Consider the following 18,828-nt stretch of genomic DNA (forward strand, 5'->3'; position numbering starts at 1 on the left):
TTATTCCAGTACCGTTTCCCCGTCCTGCTTGCTCACCCGGATCGGTCTTGCGCCGCAATGTTCGGCAATCGCGCTGGCGAGGGCGGCTGAATGAGTCACCACCCATATCTGGCTGCGTTCGGATGCCTGCGCGATCATGCGGGCAAGTGACGGGATCATATCGGGATGCAGGCTTGCCTCCGGCTCGTTGAGCGCGATCAGTGGCGGCAGGCGATAGGAGAGCAGCGCACCCGCCAGAGCCAGCAGGCGAATCTGTCCGTCGGACAATTCTCCGGGGCGAAATGTTCGCGGCGGGAAAGCCGGGAAATTCAGGCCGAAAGTCGCCGTTTCTTCCGGATAGGGAATGACCAGCTTGGCATCCTCCAGCGCGTCGGCAACCAGACGATCCAGATCGACCGTATCCTGCCGGATATGGGCAAGCGTGGCAAAGACGGAGGCAAGATTGCCACCGTCCTCGTCCAGCATCGCAGCAGTTGCGGCTATGGACGGCTGACGCACCGGCGCATCGCGGTCACTTCGAAAACCATGGTAAAAGCGCCAGCCACGTATCTGCGCGGAAAGATCGCCTATCTCCGGATAATGGCCGGATTGCCCAAGCACCGCCAGCCCGCTTTCCGAAGTCAGCAGGCGTGCCGGATGTTCCATGCGCCGCCCTTCCCCATCCCGCGCGAAAACCGCAGGCCCGCGCCGATCCATCAGATCGACAGGACGGCGACCGGTATCGAGATTGAGCTGCTCTTCCTTGATCTGCGGCTCGAAGGGAAAGGCACCGGAAACCGGCGGCGGCAGACCTGCCTCGACACGATAGGAAAGACGCGAGGCGAGCCGCTCGTCTTCAAAATCCGCTTCCAGAATGATGCGTGCCGATTCGTGCTTACGGCGATTGCCGCTCCACATGGCCGATTGCATCCCGCCTTCGCGCACCACTTCCGTCGAGAGATTGCCCTCCGCCGCCGCCTTCACCAGTTGCAACGCCCGATAGAGATTGGATTTTCCGGCACCGTTCTCTCCGACGAAAACCGTCACCTGTCCGAGATCAAACCGGACGGAACGCAGCGAGCGATAGCCTTTGGCGGAAAACGAAACGAGACGCATGGTTTGATCGGGCCCTGCAAATGAAAAGGCGGTGTGAAACACACACCGCCTTTATAGCCGCCTGTCAATTTGAGACTAGAGCATTTCCAGTTTAAATTTAATCGTCGGAAATACTCTATCTTTTTGTTTTTACGCATTATCCTACGCAAAACCGCTTCGCAATTTTGCTGGAAATGCTCCGGCCTATTCCCACTTCATCTCGCCCTTGATGACCTTTGCACCGAGTTCCAGGCTACTTTCACCGCCAATATCAGGATAACGCTTCTTCATTGCTGCGATCAATTCGCCGCTATCCTTGGCTTTCGCCGCTTCCTCGTCGAAGGCCGCGATATAATCGCGCGTGAACTTGATTGCCGAAACATCCGTCGCCGAACCGGGCTTCATATGCGCCGGAACAACCACTTCAGGATTGCGTGCAGCAATCGTATCGAGATTTCTGATCCATGCCTCACGCTGGGAAAGATCGGGCGTATCGGCAAGCCAGACATGCTCGCCTGCCGTTATCAGGACACCGCCAAACACCGCCTTCAATGAAGGCACCCAGAGATAACGCCTGTTCGTCATGCCTTCGGCGGGAACGATTTCAATCTCATTGCCCTCAAGCTCCAGCGCCTTCACATCGGAAGCTTCGGGAATAACGACATCCGACAGTTTCTGGGGGCCATTGTCCTTGAGCTGCGGACCCCAGACCTTCAGTTTCGCCTCGATATTGCCCTTGATTGCATCGACCGTTTCAGGGGCCGCGATGATACGCGCATCGGGAAAAGCGGCCTTGATCGGGCCAAGGCTGAAATAATAGTCCGGATCGCTCTGGCTCACATAGATCGTGGTCAGCTTCTTACCCGTTTCCTTGATCTTCTCGGCAACCGCCTTGCCGTCCGAAAGCGTGAAGCCGCCATCAAGCAGGATCGCGTCCTTGTCTCCGGTCAGAAGGACAGGCGTACGATTGAAGCCATTCTCATCCGCCTGGAAATATTGCCATTGCAACGGCGACGCCTTTTCCTGTGCCATCGCAGGACCGGCAACCGCCAGCCCGGCCAAAATCGCGAGACTGCCCATCGTCGTGGAAAACCGCTTCATCCAACTACTCCTGTAAAAACTGGTTTGAACCAGCGGACGCATCATGCGCTCGCAGAAGCATTCAGGTTGCTAATCACTCCAGGAAAAACAAGAAGACACATGAATGTTGGGTAGGCACAGCAATGTTACCTTCCTGAATTCATTACTAATTATCCAACCTCTAAAACAAAAAAAGCGGCACCTTGCGGCACCGCTTTTCGATGTCAGGTCGAAGCCCGATCAGAGCTTCGACAATTTCTGCGCCAGAGCGAGGAACACCTGTTCGGCAAGTTCTTCGGCAGCGCGCTTGCGCGCATCGCGTTCGGCACGCAGGTTTGCGAACTCCTGACGCGGACGGTCGAAGGAAGCGCCAACCGTGCGGGTGCCAGCGGAAAGCGGCTTGCCGTCCTTGTCACGCAACACGAAGTTCGACGTTGCCTTGACGATACCAGCCGATGGACGACCTGTACGGTCGGTCTGATCGCCAATATCCACGCTCACCGCGGAGATCGTATTGCTGCTCAGACCAAGACCAAGCCGATAGGTCGGGTTGGCCGGTTCACCGGCGCCACCGCCAAGCAGGAAGATCAGGCGATTGCGGACCTGCTGCTGAAACACATCGCCAGCCGGATCGATGGCCACCGAAGCAAGCTTGGTGCGCATGTCCGGCGTCACGCTGCCGCCTATGGTTCCACCGGCACCAGCGCCGGAGGAGTAAAGCGGCTGCACGGTGCATCCAGCCATCAGAACCGCGGCCCCGAGTGCGAAAAACGCAACCCGGAAGGCTTTGATTGCGGAGAAAAAGCGGTCAGGCAACGACATTGACGATCCTTTGCGGCACCACGATAACCTTCTTCGGCGAGCTCCCGTTGAGCGCAGCCTTGACGAAGTCAAGTTCGAGCACCGCCTGCTGGATGCTAGCTTGATCAGCGTCGCGGGCGATTGTCAAATCCCCACGCTTCTTGCCGTTGATCTGCACCGGCATAACGATCTCGTTTTCCACCACCAATGCCGGATCGAATTCCGGCCAGGCACTGCGGGCAACCAGCGTTTCACGACCGGCAATCTTGCCGCCAAGTACGGCCAGGCACTGTTCAGCCAGATGCGGCATCATCGGCGCCAGCATCAGGATGAGCTTTTCAGTGACGTCACGGACGGCACTCTTCAACTCGTCATCCGCATTGCCCGAAGCCACCTGCTGCAGGGATGCAGCAGCCGTGTTGACCAGCTCATAAAGACGGGCAACGCCACGGTTGAAGGCGAGCTTCTCGATATCGTCACCGACAGCCTTGACCGCCTTGTGCGCAGCCTTGGAAACGACAAGGGCTTCACCCTGCGTCCCGGTCTTGGGCGCAACGTCCTTCAGATGTTCGGCAGCTTCCGCCACCAGACGCCAGACGCGCTGCACAAAACGATGGGCGCCTTCGGCACCGGCTTCCGTCCAGATCACGTCACGCTCGGGTGGCGAATCAGACAGCATGAACCAGCGCGCCGTATCAGCACCGTAGGAAGCGATAATGTCATCCGGATCGACAACATTCTTCTTCGACTTCGACATCTTCTCGATGGAACCGATTTCCACCGGCTCGCCGGACGAGAGCAAGGTCGCACTGCGCTTGCCGTCGGTTTCCTCGATGCGAATGTCGGCAGGTGCCACCCACTGGCCGTTGGCCTTGTAGGTTTCGTGCACCACCATGCCCTGCGTAAACAGGCCCTTGAACGGCTCGTCGATGCCGACGTGACCGGCCACCTTCATCGCGCGGGTGAAGAAACGCGAATAGAGCAAATGCAGGATCGCGTGTTCGATACCGCCGATATACTGATCGACCGGCAGCCAGTGATCGGCGACCTTGCGGTCGGTCGGTTCGTTTTCCCATGGTGCCGTAAAGCGTGCATAGTACCAGGACGAATCGACGAACGTGTCCATCGTATCGGTTTCACGACGCGCATCGGCACCGCATTTCGGACATTTTACATGACGCCATGTTGCATGACGGTCGAGCGGATTGCCCGGACGGTCGAACTCGACATCGTCCGGCAGCTTGACCGGCAGATCGGCGCGCGGCACCGGATTGACGCCACAGCTTTCGCAATGGATCATCGGGATCGGGCAACCCCAATAGCGCTGGCGCGAGATGCCCCAGTCACGCAGACGGAACTGCACCTTGCGGCTTGCCTGCGGGCTGTTGCCGAGACTGGTCTGTTCCAGACGATTCGCCACCTCATTGAAGGCCGCTTCCGGCGTCATGCCGTCGAGGAAGCGTGAGTTGATCATCACGCCATCGTCGGTATAGGCCGTTTCGCCGATGCTGAAGCCTGCCGCATCCTCGCCCTTCGGCAGAACGACAGGCGTAACCTTCAATTTGTACTTGTTGGCGAAATCCAGGTCGCGCTGATCATGCGCCGGACAGCCGAACACCGCGCCCGTGCCATATTCCATCAGGACGAAATTGGCGACATAGACCGGCAGTTCCCAGTTCTCGTCGAACGGGTGCCTGACTTTCACGCCCGTGTCGAAGCCCTTCTTCTCAGCCGTTTCCAGCGCCGCCAGCGACGTGCCGTGCTGATGGCATTCCTCGATGAAGCCGGTAAGCGAAGCATTGTCTTCGGCCAGTTTCTTCGCCAGCGGATGATCTGCGGAGATCGCCACGAAAGCCGCACCGAACAGCGTGTCCGGACGGGTCGTATAGACCTCGATTTCCGAGAAACCGGCAGGCGCGGTATTGCCGTCCAGCGCGAAGCGGACCTGCAGGCCTTCCGACTTGCCGATCCAGTTGCGCTGCATCAGGCGAACCTTTTCCGGCCACTGGTCGAGCGTATCGAGACCGACCAGCAATTCCTCGCTGAAATCGGTGATCTTGAAGAACCACTGCGTCAGCTCGCGCTGTTCGACCAGTGCGCCCGAACGCCAGCCGCGACCATCCACCACCTGCTCGTTGGCAAGCACGGTGTTGTCGACCGGATCCCAGTTGACCTTGGAGGTCTTGCGCGTCACCAGACCCTTTTCAAAAAGGTCGATGAACAGCATCTGCTGGCGATGATAATATTCCACATCGCAGGTCGCGAATTCACGCGCCCAGTCGAGCGAAAGACCCATCGATTTGAGCTGGCTGCGCATCGTGGCGATGTTCTGATAGGTCCATTCCTTCGGATGAACTTTGTTCTGCATCGCTGCATTTTCCGCAGGCATGCCGAACGCGTCCCATCCCATCGGATGAAGCACGTTGAAACCCTTGGCGCGCTTGTAACGGGCGACAACGTCACCCATCGCATAGTTGCGCACATGCCCCATATGGATGCGCCCCGATGGATAGGGGAACATCTCGAGCACATAATATTTCTCGCGGCTGTCGCTATTGTCGGTTTCGAAGGTCCGGTCTTCTTCCCAGACTTTCTGCCAATGAGCTTCCGCCACGCGCGGATTATAACGTTCGGCTGCCATGACCGTATTTACTCGTACGAAGGTGATGCAATAAGGAGAGTCGATGTTTAATGGCGACCTTCACCACGTATTGGCGAAAGCGTCAACCTTTTGCGGATGAAAAGCCTGAAAGCGAGAGTTTCATGTCAGATATCGTAGCGAACCTGAACACGGTCAAGGCCGCGATCGCCAATGCCGAAGAGGAAGCACAGCGCGACAGGGGTTCCGTTACGCTTGTCGCCGTATCGAAAACCTTCGATGCGGAGGAAATCCGCCCGGTCCTCGACGCAGGCCAGCGCGTCTTCGGTGAAAACCGCGTGCAGGAAGCACAAGCCAAATGGCCGGGACTGCGCGACGATTATTCCGGCATCGAACTGCATCTCATCGGCCCGCTGCAATCCAACAAGGCCGCCGATGCCGTCGCCCTCTTCGATGTCATCGAAACCGTCGACCGTGAAAAGATCGCAGCCGCCTTGGCCGTCGAGATCAAAAAGCAGAACAAGGCCCCAAAGCTCTACGTGCAGGTGAATACCGGACTTGAAGAACAGAAGGCCGGCATTGCGCCGAAGGAAGCTGTCGCCTTTGTCGAGCGCTGCCGCAAGGAACATGGCCTCGCCATCGAGGGGCTGATGTGCATCCCGCCTGCGGATGAAAATCCGGGGCCGCATTTCGCGCTTCTGGAAAAGCTCGCCCGCGAGGCACAGGTCGAAAAACTCTCCATGGGCATGTCGGGCGATTATGAAACCGCCATCGGTTTCGGCGCGACATCGGTGCGTGTCGGCTCGGCCATCTTCGGCGGCAGGACCTATCCGTCGCCCAACTGATCGCTTTCAGTGCAGGACGATCTCGCCCCGCACATTCCTCCAGTCCGAGGGGCCAAGCAGCCGGAAATGCGTGTAGCTGACCGAATGCAACGGCCCGTCGATTTCCCGATTCCAGAATTCGATGAAATGATTGAGCACCGGAAAATCGGGCGCGAGGTCATAATCCTGCCAGACGAAGAGTTGCAGCAGATGCGGATGATCGGGCAAGTGGTAGAAAACTTTCGCCGTCGTCAGACCATAACCGGCGAGTTGCAGTTCGAAGGCTGACTTTGCGTTCAAAGCGGACGTCGTCATGGCGATTTCCCCTTTTTGTGAAGAGCCTTATTGTCAGGCTCCTGAATAGGAGATAATCACTCAAAATGGTTTTTAAACTGTAAAAACAATATATTAGCACCATTCGACAGCGAGTGCTGCCAGTAGCTATTTCTGACGATGCGTCATTGTGGATCATAGACGCGCCGATTGTCTAATTTACCTTGCCCGCAATGGAAGGTAGACAGGGCACCCGATGGTCTCGCCTTTCACGGTGGACCGTCTCATCCGGCGGGAGGTGCCGGTCAGTTTTTGGGTGCATTTATACGAGCGGGATATCGTCCGGCTCGCGGAATGCTGAAGGAGGAAATCATGTCGGAAAAGCTTTACCCGGTCCTTGCCGAGGCAAAGAGAAACACGCTCATCGACAACGCAACCTATCTCGAATGGTATCAGGAAAGCGTGAGCGACCCGGACAGCTTTTGGGCAAAGCACGGACGGCGCATCGACTGGTTCAAGCCCTTCACCAAGGTCAAGAACACCGATTTCAACGGCGACGTATCCATCAAATGGTATGAGGACGGCGTTACCAACGTTTCCTATAACTGTATCGACCGCCACCTGAAGAGCCGTGGTGATCAGGTTGCGATCATCTGGGAAGGCGACAATCCCTATATCGACAAGAAGATCACCTATCGCGAATTGCATGAGAATGTCTGCCGCCTCGCAAATGTGCTGAAGAAGCACGGCGTTAAGAAGGGCGACCGCGTCACGATCTATCTGCCGATGATCCCGGAAGCGGCTTATGCGATGCTGGCCTGCGCGCGCATCGGCGCTGTGCATTCCGTCGTCTTCGCCGGTTTCTCACCGGAAGCACTTGCCGGTCGCATCGTCGACTGCGAATCCACTTTCGTCATCACGGCCGATGAAGGCGTGCGCGGCGGCAAGCCGGTTCCGCTGAAGGAAAACACCGATACCGCCATCGACATTGCAGCCAAGCAATATGTCATGGTCAACAAGGTTCTCACCGTGCGCCGCACCGGCGGCAAGGTGAGCTGGGGACCGGGCCGCGATCTCTGGTACCATCAGGAAGTTGCTAGCGTCGAACCGACCTGCGATCCCGAACCGATGAATGCGGAAGACCCGCTCTTCATCCTCTACACCTCCGGCTCCACCGGCAAGCCGAAGGGCGTGCTGCACACAACCGGCGGCTATCTCGTCTATGCATCGATGACGCATCAATATGTCTTCGACTATCATGACGGCGACATCTACTGGTGCACGGCGGATGTGGGCTGGGTGACAGGTCACTCCTATATCGTCTACGGCCCGCTCGCCAACGGCGCGACGACATTGATGTTCGAGGGTGTGCCCAACTTCCCCGATCAGGGACGTTTCTGGGAAGTCGTCGACAAGCATCACGTCAACATCTTCTACACTGCGCCTACGGCCATCCGCGCCCTGATGGGCGCCGGCGATGAATTCGTCACCCGCTCGTCGCGTTCGACGCTGCGCCTGCTCGGTTCGGTTGGCGAGCCGATCAATCCGGAAGCCTGGGAATGGTATTACAACGTCGTTGGTGACCAGCGGTCGCCGATTGTCGATACGTGGTGGCAGACGGAAACCGGCGGCATTCTCATCACCCCGCTGCCCGGCGCAACCGACCTCAAGCCGGGTTCGGCAACACGGCCGTTCTTCGGCATCAAGCCGGAACTGGTCGATAATGAAGGCGCTGTCATTGAAGGTGCGGTGGACGGTAATCTCTGCATCATCGACAGCTGGCCGGGCCAGATGCGCACGCTTTACGGCGATCACAAGCGCTTCATCGAAGCCTACTTCTCGACCTATAAGGGCAAGTACTTCACCGGCGACGGCTGCCGTCGCGATGAAGACGGTTACTACTGGATCACGGGCCGCGTCGATGACGTGCTCAACATTTCCGGCCATCGCCTCGGCACGGCGGAAATCGAATCGGCACTCGTATCGCATCACTCGGTTTCAGAAGCCGCCGTTGTGGGCTATCCGCATCCGATCAAGGGACAGGGCATCTATTGCTATGTCACGCTGATGACCGGCGAAGCAGTTCAGGACGAAGATGCCCTGCGCAAGGAGCTGACCCAGCACGTGCGCAAGGAAATCGGTCCTATTGCCACGCCGGACAAGATCCAGTTCTCGCCGGGCCTGCCGAAAACCCGCTCGGGCAAGATCATGCGCCGCATCCTGCGCAAGATCGCCGAAGACGAGTTCGGCGCACTGGGCGATACCTCGACGCTGGCCGATCCGGGCGTCGTGGACGACCTGATCGAAAATCGCCAGAACAAAAAATAGTAAAAGCCCCGGGAAACCGGGGCTTTTTAACAACGCGGTCTGAGAAGGCGCCCAAGTTTGATGAGATTGTCGTCCTGCTGAGACGAAAATCGTGATCTTCGAGAACCGGAGCGGAGTGTACTTAAAGTACATGAGCACCGGAAGCGCAGAAGAGCGCGATTTGCAGGCAAGCAGGGCGACAATATCCCAAACTTACTAGAAATCGATCGACCGACCCTTGATCTCCCAATCGCCGAAACGGGCGGGGTCCTTGCCGCCGCGACCACCGATTTCGCGGGGCGCTTCGTTTGACTTTTCGGCAGCGCGACGCGCTTCAGCTTCCTTCAATGCGCGCTGGGCAGCAGGCGGAAGGTCTTCGAACGTGCGCTTGTCAACGTTTTGCGGGCTTTCGGTTTTTTCGCTCATCGGTCACAATCCCGTTCTCGGTTTTTGCTTCGAACATTGAAGCAAAGCCTGTTCATACCCATCATATAGGCAGAAAGGCTTGCCGTGCAAAACCCTTGCGGGTCATGCAGCCTAAGATTTGGAGACCGCCGCAGATGAATATGACAAAAACTGCCATGCTGATCGCCCTCATGACGGTCATGTTCATGAGCATCGGCTATTTGCTGGGCGGCGGCGGCGGCATGATGATTGCGCTTGTAATTGCAGTCGCCATGAACCTGTTCGGCTACTGGAACTCCGACAAGATGGTGCTGCGCATGTATAATGCGCAGGAAGTGGATGAGCGCAGCGCACCGGACTATTACCGCATGGTGAGCGGGCTGGCCGCCAATGCGGGCCTTCCGATGCCGAAGGTCTACATTATCCACGAAGACCAGCCGAACGCTTTTGCCACGGGCCGCAATCCTGAAAATGCTGCCGTTGCAGCCACGACTGGCCTCCTCAACCGCCTGACGCCGGAAGAAGTCGCAGGCGTGATGGCGCACGAGCTGGCGCACGTCCAGAACCGCGACACACTGACCATGACCATCGTCGCAACACTTGCCGGTGCCATATCCATGCTCGGCAATTTCGCCTTCTTCCTGGGCGGCAACCGCGAGAACGGCAACGGCATCATGGGCGTGGTCGGCACCATTCTTGCCATGATCGTCGCGCCCTTCGCCGCAATGATCGTGCAGATGGCTGTCAGCCGCACCCGCGAATATGCCGCTGACAAGCGCGGCGCGGAAATCTGCGGCAATCCGCTGTGGCTGTCCTCGGCGCTGGGCAAGATCGCGCGCGGCGCCAAGGCCATCCCGAACGAGGAAGCCGAACACAACCCGGCAACCGCGCATATGTTCATCATCAATCCCTTGAGCGGACGTGGCGCAGACAATCTTTTCTCGACACACCCTGATACCGATAACCGCATCGCCGCACTTGAACAGATGGCTGCCGAAATGGGCATCCGCTCCGCTGGAATGGCACCGCGTGCCGCTGCCCCTTCCCAAAGCAGTGGTCCATGGGGTAATGCAGGCGGTAACAGCAATGGCGGTTCGGGTTTTCGCGGACCGTGGTCATAAATAAAGTTGAACAGTGTGAACGATAAAAAGCCCGCGCCAAAGCGTGGAAATAAAAAGCCACAAACGAATAACAGCGCCGCAGACCTGCGCCCCGGTCTGGCGGCGCGTTTGTGTGCGGCACGCCTTCTTGGCGCGGTAATCGAAAAGAACACCTCGCTCGACGGCCTGACCGACAATACGCACGGCCATCCGCAATATCTGGCGCTGGAGCCGCGCGACCGCGCGCTGGTTCGCGCCATTCTCGGCTCTGCGCTCCGCAATCGCGGCAGCATCGAACGCGCCATCAACAAGCGGCTCGACCGGCCATTGCCGGAAAATGCAGTAGCACTGAAGCATCTTCTGCATGTCGCCATCGCCCAGATTTTCTATCTGAACCTGCCCGATCACTCGGCGGTCGATCTTGCGGTGGAAGCGGCGAACAACGATCCGCGCAATCGCAAATATGCCGGTCTCGTCAATGCGCTGCTGCGTCGCCTTTCGCGTAACAAGGAACGCGCTCTGGCGCATACATTGCAGCCGGAAACCAATGTGCCGGAGTGGTTTGCCAAAAGCATCACCGACGCCTATGGCGCGGAAAAAGCAGCAGCCATTCTTGCCATGCATGCCTATGAGCCGCCGATCGATTTCACGGTCAAGGGTGACGCAAAGGCATGGGCCGAAAAGCTCGGTGGCGTTGCGCTGCCCAACGGTTCGGTGCGCCTGCAAACGGTCGAAGGCAATCTCACCGACCTGCCCGGCTTTGCCGAAGGCGACTGGTGGGTGCAGGATGTGGCGGCAAGCCTGCCTGCGCGCCTGATGGGTGATATCAAGGGCAAACGGGTTGCCGACCTGTGCGCTGCCCCCGGCGGCAAGACGGCGCAGCTCGTACTTCAGGGCGCAGACGTGACCGCGCTCGACCTTTCCGAAAACCGGCTGAAGCGCCTGCGCGGCAATCTGGAACGTCTCGGCTTCGAGGCGAAGACCGTTGCCACCAATCTGATGGATTTCCAGCCGGACGAACTGTTCGATGCTGTGCTTCTGGATGCGCCCTGCTCTTCCACCGGCACTGTGCGCCGTCATCCGGATGTGCCTTGGACCAAGACGCCGCAGGACATAGCAAAGCTTGCCGAACTTCAGGGCAAACTTTTGGCGCACGCGGCCACTCTGGTCAAACCCGGCGGCGTAATCGTCTTTTCCAATTGTTCGCTGCACCCGCTCGAAGGTGAGGAAATGGCGCGCAAGGCAGCGGAAAATCCGTTGCTGGAACCTTTCCCGATCACGGAGCAGGATTGCCCCAGTCTGAACGGGCTTCTGGATGGGCTGGTCACAGCAGAAGGCTTTCTGCGATCGACCCCGGCAGACTTGCCGCCGGATCGTTTTGAAGGCAATCCGCACATGGCTGGCATGGACGGCTTCTTCGCGGCCCGCTTCAAGCGCCGGGCCTGAGACCGGATATAAGCAAACAAATCGTATAATTTGCCATAACGGGTCGCGATACCCGTTATGGTTAACGCTCGATTCACCATTTCTGTACAATTGTATCAAAGGAACTGGCTGTTCGATCTGGCCAAACAATAATGACAAACGATACGGAGAAAGACCGGGTGGCAGTCGCCCTCAGCGAAACCCCACATCTTTGGGGACTGGCCGTTGCACAGGCTTGGCGCAAGTTCAGCCGCCGTCTGCGCATGGGGCCGCTTTATCGCTGGCGCTTCACCGGCTTCACCCCCGACCGTATCCTGATCGCACCGCCTGATCTGCGCGTAGCAGACCCGCAATTGGCACAGGAATTCTATCATGGCCGTTTTGCGCTGGCCGGTCGTCTGGTCGAAACGGGCGGATTGTCGCCTTTCGCCGTCGAACCGCCGACGCCAGAATGGGAAGCAGCGCTTCAGAGTTTCGGCTGGCTGCGTCATTTGAAAAGCGCCAATAGCGAACTGGCAACCGCTAATGCGCGCGCGCTCGTCGATGACTGGATGCGCATGTTCGGCAAGCGCATCGGCGGCATCGCCTGGTCGCCGGAAGTCACTGCCCAGCGCATCATCGCCTGGCTTCAGCATTCAAACCTTATTCTGTCGGGCGCCGAACTCCCCGCCTATCGCCGCTTCATGCGCTCGCTTGCCATGCAGGTGCGTTATCTGCGCACCGTCGCCGCCGCCATGGATGATGGCGAGGAACGGTTGCGCGCCCGTATCGCGTTGGCATTCGCCGCTCTGGCTCTGCCCGTTTCGCCACCGACGGCACGCGCCGCCCGGCGCAATCTGGAGTATGAGCTGAAACGCCAGATTCTGCCCGATGGCGGACATATCTCGCGCAACCCCGTTACGGTTCTGGAACTGCTGGCCGATCTTTTGCCGCTCCGCCAGACCTATGCCAATGGCACGGAAGCCCCGCCCAAGGCGCTGATCGAAGCCGTCGAGCGCATGTTGCCGGCCCTGCGCTTCTTCCGCCATCAGGATGGTAGCCTTGCGCTTTTCAACGGCGTCGGCCCCACCATGCCGGAACGCATCATCTCGGTTCTCCGGCATGACGAGACCGCTGGATCGCCGCTGACCCATGCACCCTATTCCGGCTATGAACGGCTTTCGATGGGTTCGACCACCATCATCGCCGATACCGGACTGCCGCCGCCGGTCACAGCTTCGCGGGATGCCCATGCCGGCTGCCTCGCCTTCGAAATGTCCTCCGGGCGCCAGCGCTATATCGTCAATTCCGGTATCGACCGTTTCGGTCCGCCGGAATTTCGTCCATTAGGCCGTTCCACGGCTGCGCACTCCACGGCCACCATCAACGACACGTCCTCGTGCCGCTTCAGCCTCAATGCGGGTCTCTCCAACATGATCGGCACGCCGATCATTGCAGGCCCGACCCGCGTGCAGCGTGACCGGATCGAGGAAATGGGACGACAGGGCTTTGTTGCCAGCCATGACGGCTATGCGCGCCTGTTCGGCATCTATCACGAACGTCGTCTTGTGCTGTCGCACAATGGCAGCGTCATTCAGGGCGCAGACCGCTTTTATCGCGGCGATGGCCGTCCGTTGAAGGCGAACGGACGCGACAATATTGCGGTGCGTTTCCATCTGCATCCGTCGGTCGATATTTCCTTCGATGAGAACGGATTGATCGTTCTGTCGGCGGATCGCGACGATACCTGGGTCTTCTCCTGTTTTGAAGTTGCGCCGCAACTGGAAGATTCGATCTTCTTTGCGGGCTTCCGTGGCCCCGTGACATCGAAGCAGATCGTGCTCTCCTTCCCGGCATCAGAATTGCCGGAAGTGAACTGGCAGTTCAGCCGCGTCGCACTCGGCAGTTACGTATAATTCGCTCTCAACCCCTCATCCTGAGGAGGCGCGGTAGCGCCGTCTCGAAGGGTCGAGGGTCAATGGGATCGAATGCGGGGCAAGAAATACCTCTTCACCGTTCTTTTCCGGCCTTTTGCGATAGGATTCTCGGCGCGCCTGTGTTAGGGCGAGCCGTCCACTTTCCTGAACGCATCCGTTTCAGCAACGAAGAGACCAACTCCCTATGGCTGTCAGCTCCAAGCATATTCCCGCTCCCGATCTTCATCGGGTGCGCCGCGCCCTCCTTTCCGTTTCCGACAAAACCGGCCTGATCGATTTCGCCAAAGCGCTTCACGCGCAAGGTGTCGAAATCCTCTCGACCGGCGGCACCGCCAAGTCGATTGCCGCTGAAGGCATTCCGGTGAAGGATGTATCCGAAGTAACCGGCTTCCCGGAAATCATGGACGGACGCGTCAAGACGCTGCATCCGGCGGTCCATGGCGGCCTGCTCGCCGTGCGCAACGATCCGGAACACGTCGCGGCCATGGAAGAACACGGCATCGGCGGCATCGATCTTGCCGTCATCAATCTCTATCCGTTCGAGGAAGTCCGCTTCAAGGGCGGCGACTACGACACGACCGTCGAAAACATCGACATTGGTGGCCCCGCGATGATCCGCGCTTCGGCCAAGAACCACGCCTATGTCGCCACGGTCGTCGATCCTGCCGACTATGCCGACGTCGTCGCTGAACTGGAAAAGCATGCAGGCTCCCTGCCGCTTGCCTTCCGCAAGAAACTTGCCGCCAAGGCCTTCTCGCGCACAGCAGCCTATGACGCAGCCATTTCCAACTGGTTTGCCGAAGCGATCAACGAAGAAACTCCGGTCTATCGCTCGGTCGCAGGCAAGCTGCATTCCGTCATGCGCTACGGAGAAAACCCGCACCAGACGGCTGGCTTTTATCTCACTGGCGAGAAGCGCCCCGGTGTTGCCACCGCGACCCAGCTTCAGGGCAAGCAGCTCTCCTACAACAACATCAACGACACCGATGCGGCTTTCGAACTCGTCGCAGAATTCGACCCTGCCCGCACCGCAGCCGTCGCCATCATCAAGCACGCCAATCCTTGCGGCGTTGCAGAAGCAGCCACCATCAAGGAAGCTTATTTGAAGGCACTCGCCTGCGATCCGGTTTCGGCGTTCGGCGGCATCGTCGCGCTTAACAAGATGCTCGATGAGGAAGCCGCTGAAGAGATCGTAAAGATCTTCACCGAAGTCATTATCGCTCCGGATGCCACCGAAGGCGCACAGGCCATTGTTGCTGCCAAGAAGAACCTCCGTCTGCTCGTCACCGGCGGCCTGCCGGACCCGCGCGCCAAGGGCATTGCCGCCAAGACGGTTGCCGGTGGTTTGCTGGTCCAGTCGCGCGACAATGGTGTGGTCGACGATCTCGATCTCAAGGTCGTCACCAAACGTGCGCCGACCGAAGCCGAACTCAACGATATGAAATTCGCCTTCCGCGTCGGCAAGCATGTGAAGTCGAACGCCATCGTCTATGTGAAGGACGGCGCAACGGTCGGCATCGGCGCAGGCCAGATGAGCCGCGTGGATTCAGCCCGCATCGCAGCCCGCAAGGCTGAAGACGCAGCAGAAGCCGCCGGTCTTGCAGAACCGCTCACCAAGGGCTGCGTGGTCGCTTCCGACGCGTTCTTCCCGTTTGCCGACGGTCTGCTTTCCGCCGTTCAGGCCGGTGCAACCGCAGTCATCCAGCCGGGAGGTTCCATGCGGGACGATGAAGTGATCGCCGCTGCCGACGAACACGGCATCGCCATGGTCATGACGGGGATGCGTCACTTCCGCCATTAGAGCTTTTACGCATTATCCTGCGCAAAACCGCTCCGCACTTTTGCTGGAAATGCTCTAACCCCTTATAAAAGTATATATCGAGGCCCCGGAACCAACCATTCCGGGGCCTCGTTTTCATTGAGTTTCATATTGTTTCGTTTAAATTCGTTTTCAGCATAGACCGGATCAACGGAGGAGCCCGCCCCATGACGCAGTTTATCGGTTCCATCGACCAGGGAACCACGAGTTCGCGTTTCATCATTTTCGACAGGCAGGGCGATATCGTCGCGAGCGACCAGCGCGAACATGAGCAGATTTATCCAAAGGCGGGCTGGGTCGAACACAATCCGATAGAAATCTGGCGCAACACACAGCACGTCATTGCCGCCGCACTCAAAAAAGCAAAACTGAAGGCAAGTGATATCGCTTCCGTCGGCATCACCAATCAGCGCGAGACCACACTGCTTTGGGACAGGAAAACCGGTGCGCCGCTCTATAATGCAATCGTCTGGATGGATACGCGCACCGACGAACTTGTTTCCCGGTACACGAAGGACGGCGGCGCAGACCAGCTGCGTGCCAAGACCGGCCTGCCGATCTCGACCTATTTCTCCGGGCTCAAGCTGCGCTGGATACTCGACAATGTTCCGGGTGCGCGTGAAAAGGCCGCAGCCGGAGACGCACTTTTCGGCACAATCGATACATGGCTGGTCTGGAACCTGACCGGCGGCACCGATGGCGGCATCCACATCACCGATGTGACCAATGCTTCCCGCACCCAGCTGATGGATCTTTCGACGCTGCAATGGGATGAAGACATACTTCGTCTTTTCGATATTCCGTCAGCCTGCCTGCCGGAAATCCGCTCTTCAAGCGAAGTCTATGGCGAGATCACCCTGCCCTCCCTTTCCGGTGTAAAACTTGCGGGCATTCTGGGCGACCAGCAGGCAGCGCTCTTCGGTCAGGCATGTCTGGAACCGGGCGAAGCCAAGAACACCTATGGCACGGGCTGCTTCATGCTGATGAACACCGGCGAGAAACTGGTGCCCTCCAATTACGGCCTGCTGACCACGGTTGCCTACAAGCTCGACGGCGCCAAGCCGGTTTATGCGCTGGAAGGCTCCATCGCCATTACCGGCGCCCTGGTGCAATGGCTGCGCGACAATCTCGGCATCATCAAGAACAGCAGCGACATCGAAACGCTGGCGCGTACCGTCGAGGACAATGGCGACGTCTATTTCGTTCCCGCCTTTTCCGGCCTCTTTGCACCGCATTGGCAGGATTCAGCGCGCGGCATTATTGCAGGCCTCACCCGCTTCGCCAACAAGGGGCACGTTGCCCGGGCGGCCCTGGAAGCGAGCGCCTATCAGGTGCGCGAAGTGCTCGATGCGATGGTGAAGGATTCAGGCGTCGAAATCACGGAGTTGCGCGCCGATGGCGGCATGACCATCAACGAACTGCTCATGCAGTTCCAGTCCGACATTCTGGATGTGCCGGTCGTGCGCCCGAAAATTATCGAGACGACGGCGCTGGGTGCTGCCTATGCGGCAGGGCTTGCCGTCGGCTACTGGAAATCCACGCACGACATCGTGGAAAACTGGCAGGTGGGCCATCGCTGGCATCCGCGAATGCCCGTAGACGAGCGCACGCGCTTGTTCAACGCATGGGAAAAAGCGGTTCAGCGTTCACTCGGCTGGATCGAATAAAAGTCAGATTCCGGCCCGTTACAGCGGGCCGGATGCAAGCGGCTTGTCGGCGGGGTAAGGCGTTATGGCCGCCAGATAGAGCCCGACGGCGAAGAACAGCAGCAGCACCGACATGCCAAGTGCAGCCGAGCCGCTGAGCGCAGTGATCGTCGCAACCAGAAACGGTCCGAGAAAACTCGTCGCACGCCCCGCCAGCGCATAGATGCCGAAATATCGACCCGATTCCTCCGGCTTGATGCTGCGCGCAAACCACGACCGGGACGAGGCCTGTATAGGCCCAAGCGCGACGCCGATCGTCAGCCCGTAGATGAGGAAAGCCTGTTCCGAAGCTGTCGAGAACAAGCCTTTTGCCTCCGGATAGCTGACAGGCACCAGACCGAACAGCAGATAATGCGTTCCGGTGGAAACGATACCGAGCGAAGCCAGCAGCAAAAGCACCAGCGATCCGATGACGATGATCTTGGAGCCGAGCCTGATATCGAGGCGCGCCGCGACAAGGCAGCTCAGGATCGCCGACACATTGGTGATCATGCCGAAGAGGCCAATCTCGTTGATGCTCCATTGAAACAATGAAGCGGCATAACCGGCGCCGAGCGCGACAATGGCATTGAGCCCGTCCTGATAGAAAAGGCGGGCGGCCAGAAAGCGCGTGATCCCCGGATGTTCGCGCACTTCCCGCAGCGTCGATTTGAGTTCCGCCAGACCGCTGCCGATTGCCTGACGCAGCGGCTGCCCGCGCGCCTGATCGGGTGTAAACAGAAACATCGGCATGATGAAAACAAGATACCAGAGTGCCGCTATGGGGCCGGTGATGCGGGCATCTTCGCCGCTGACGGGGTCGAGGCCGAAGAGTGGCGGAAGCCCAATCAGCGTCTTGCCTGTGTCGGGTGATGCAGCCAGAAAAACCACCACGAAGATCAGCACCAGAACACCACCCAGATAGCCAAGCCCCCAGGCCAGATTGGACACCCTGCCGATCTCGCTGCGCGGGACGAGCCGCGGCATCATGGAATCGTTGAAAACGATTGAAAACTCCGCCGAGACCATCGCGATACTGAAAGCCAGAAGCACCCAGAACAGGTTCGCACCGGGCACCGCAAACCAGAGCGTCATGAGTCCAACGATCTTGAGAACAGCAAAAAAGCCGATCCATGGTTTGCGGGAGCCTGTCTTGTCGGCAATCGACCCCAGAACAGGCGAAAGAACAGCGATCACAAAACCTGCGGCAGCGATACCATAGCCCCAGGCAATCTGCCCGGCTTCAGGTGTGTCGGCCATGCGGGAGATGAAGTATGGACCGAAAATGAAGGTGACAATAACCGTGAAAAATGGCTGTGCCGCCCAGTCGAAGAATATCCAGCCCCATATGCCGCGCCGCGAGGCATAGCCCCGAGCAGGCAGAACCTGATCGCTCAATTGTTTGTTCCTTCCCCCGGACAAGAAGTTGGTCCAACCATTGACCGGCCAGTCGGTTGGATACTTCGCTTTTATCAGCGGTACCATATAACCCGAAATGCTGTTTCAAAAGAAACAAAAAG

General features: G+C 58.5%; 14 protein-coding genes. 7 read left to right on the forward strand and 7 right to left on the reverse strand.

Going from position 1 to position 18,828, the window contains the following annotated elements; genetic code table 11:
• From LJ361_RS21110 to leuS, 4 genes are all read right to left on the reverse strand, one after another.
• Entirely contained in the window at window positions 1-1,095 is a 1,095-nt protein-coding gene (locus LJ361_RS21110; RefSeq protein ID WP_010661473.1) for an AAA family ATPase, read from the reverse strand.
• A 183-nt stretch (window positions 1,096-1,278) separates the two neighbouring features.
• Entirely contained in the window at window positions 1,279-2,175 is an 897-nt protein-coding gene (locus LJ361_RS21115) for an MBL fold metallo-hydrolase (protein WP_010661474.1), read from the reverse strand.
• 219 nt (window positions 2,176-2,394) lie between these two features.
• Window positions 2,395-2,976 carry an LPS assembly lipoprotein LptE gene (lptE, locus tag LJ361_RS21120; RefSeq protein ID WP_264812269.1) on the reverse strand — a complete coding sequence of 194 codons (582 nt, stop codon included), beginning with the start codon at window positions 2,974-2,976 and terminating at the stop codon, window positions 2,395-2,397.
• Complete coding sequence (leuS, locus tag LJ361_RS21125; RefSeq protein ID WP_010661476.1) at window positions 2,963-5,596, reverse strand: leucine--tRNA ligase; 2,634 nt, start codon at window positions 5,594-5,596, stop codon at window positions 2,963-2,965. The genes lptE and leuS overlap by 14 nt, the downstream gene beginning before the upstream one ends.
• A 122-nt stretch (window positions 5,597-5,718) precedes the next feature.
• On the opposite strand from leuS, the gene LJ361_RS21130 reads away from it, so the two are divergent.
• On the forward strand, window positions 5,719-6,399 hold the full coding sequence (locus LJ361_RS21130; RefSeq protein WP_010661477.1) for a YggS family pyridoxal phosphate-dependent enzyme: 681 nt from the start codon (window positions 5,719-5,721) through the stop codon (window positions 6,397-6,399).
• Window positions 6,400-6,405: 6 nt separating this feature from the next.
• Here the strand turns inward: LJ361_RS21130 and LJ361_RS21135 are convergent, their stop codons facing one another.
• Entirely contained in the window at window positions 6,406-6,693 is a 288-nt protein-coding gene (locus tag LJ361_RS21135) for an usg protein (RefSeq protein ID WP_010661478.1), read from the reverse strand.
• A 330-nt stretch (window positions 6,694-7,023) separates the two neighbouring features.
• On the opposite strand from LJ361_RS21135, the gene acs reads away from it, so the two are divergent.
• Window positions 7,024-8,979 carry an acetate--CoA ligase gene (gene acs / locus LJ361_RS21140; protein ID WP_010661479.1) on the forward strand — a complete coding sequence of 652 codons (1,956 nt, stop codon included), beginning with the start codon at window positions 7,024-7,026 and terminating at the stop codon, window positions 8,977-8,979.
• Window positions 8,980-9,174: 195 nt separating this feature from the next.
• Here the strand turns inward: acs and LJ361_RS21145 are convergent, their stop codons facing one another.
• Entirely contained in the window at window positions 9,175-9,384 is a 210-nt protein-coding gene (locus tag LJ361_RS21145) for a DUF1674 domain-containing protein (RefSeq protein ID WP_010661480.1), read from the reverse strand.
• A gap of 134 nt (window positions 9,385-9,518) precedes the next feature.
• Between LJ361_RS21145 and htpX the strand changes: the two genes are divergently transcribed.
• The 5 genes from htpX (at window position 9,519) to glpK (ending at window position 17,290) form a co-directional block, all read left to right on the forward strand.
• Window positions 9,519-10,484, forward strand: a complete 966-nt coding sequence (gene htpX / locus LJ361_RS21150) for a zinc metalloprotease HtpX (protein WP_010661481.1) — start codon at window positions 9,519-9,521, stop codon at window positions 10,482-10,484.
• A gap of 15 nt (window positions 10,485-10,499) precedes the next feature.
• Window positions 10,500-11,909, forward strand: a complete 1,410-nt coding sequence (locus LJ361_RS21155; RefSeq protein WP_010661482.1) for an RsmB/NOP family class I SAM-dependent RNA methyltransferase — start codon at window positions 10,500-10,502, stop codon at window positions 11,907-11,909.
• Between the two features lie 131 nt (window positions 11,910-12,040).
• The gene (locus LJ361_RS21160) at window positions 12,041-13,783 is read left to right on the forward strand and encodes a heparinase II/III family protein (RefSeq protein ID WP_010661483.1); all 1,743 of its coding nucleotides are present in this window, start codon (window positions 12,041-12,043) and stop codon (window positions 13,781-13,783) included.
• A 205-nt stretch (window positions 13,784-13,988) separates the two neighbouring features.
• Window positions 13,989-15,605: a bifunctional phosphoribosylaminoimidazolecarboxamide formyltransferase/IMP cyclohydrolase gene (gene purH, locus LJ361_RS21165; RefSeq protein ID WP_010661484.1), complete on the forward strand. Its 1,617-nt coding sequence runs from the start codon at window positions 13,989-13,991 to the stop codon at window positions 15,603-15,605.
• Window positions 15,606-15,790: 185 nt separating this feature from the next.
• Entirely contained in the window at window positions 15,791-17,290 is a 1,500-nt protein-coding gene (gene glpK, locus LJ361_RS21170) for a glycerol kinase GlpK (RefSeq protein ID WP_010661485.1), read from the forward strand.
• Between the two features lie 18 nt (window positions 17,291-17,308).
• On the opposite strand, the gene LJ361_RS21175 is transcribed toward glpK, so the two are convergent.
• Window positions 17,309-18,706 (reverse strand): MFS transporter, encoded by a 1,398-nt coding sequence (locus LJ361_RS21175; RefSeq protein WP_010661486.1) that lies wholly within the window; start codon window positions 18,704-18,706, stop codon window positions 17,309-17,311.
• Window positions 18,707-18,828: the final 122 nt, after the last annotated feature.

It is taken from the genome of Brucella sp. JSBI001 (assembly GCF_026014005.1).
Lineage (GTDB): Bacteria > Pseudomonadota > Alphaproteobacteria > Rhizobiales > Rhizobiaceae > Brucella > Brucella anthropi.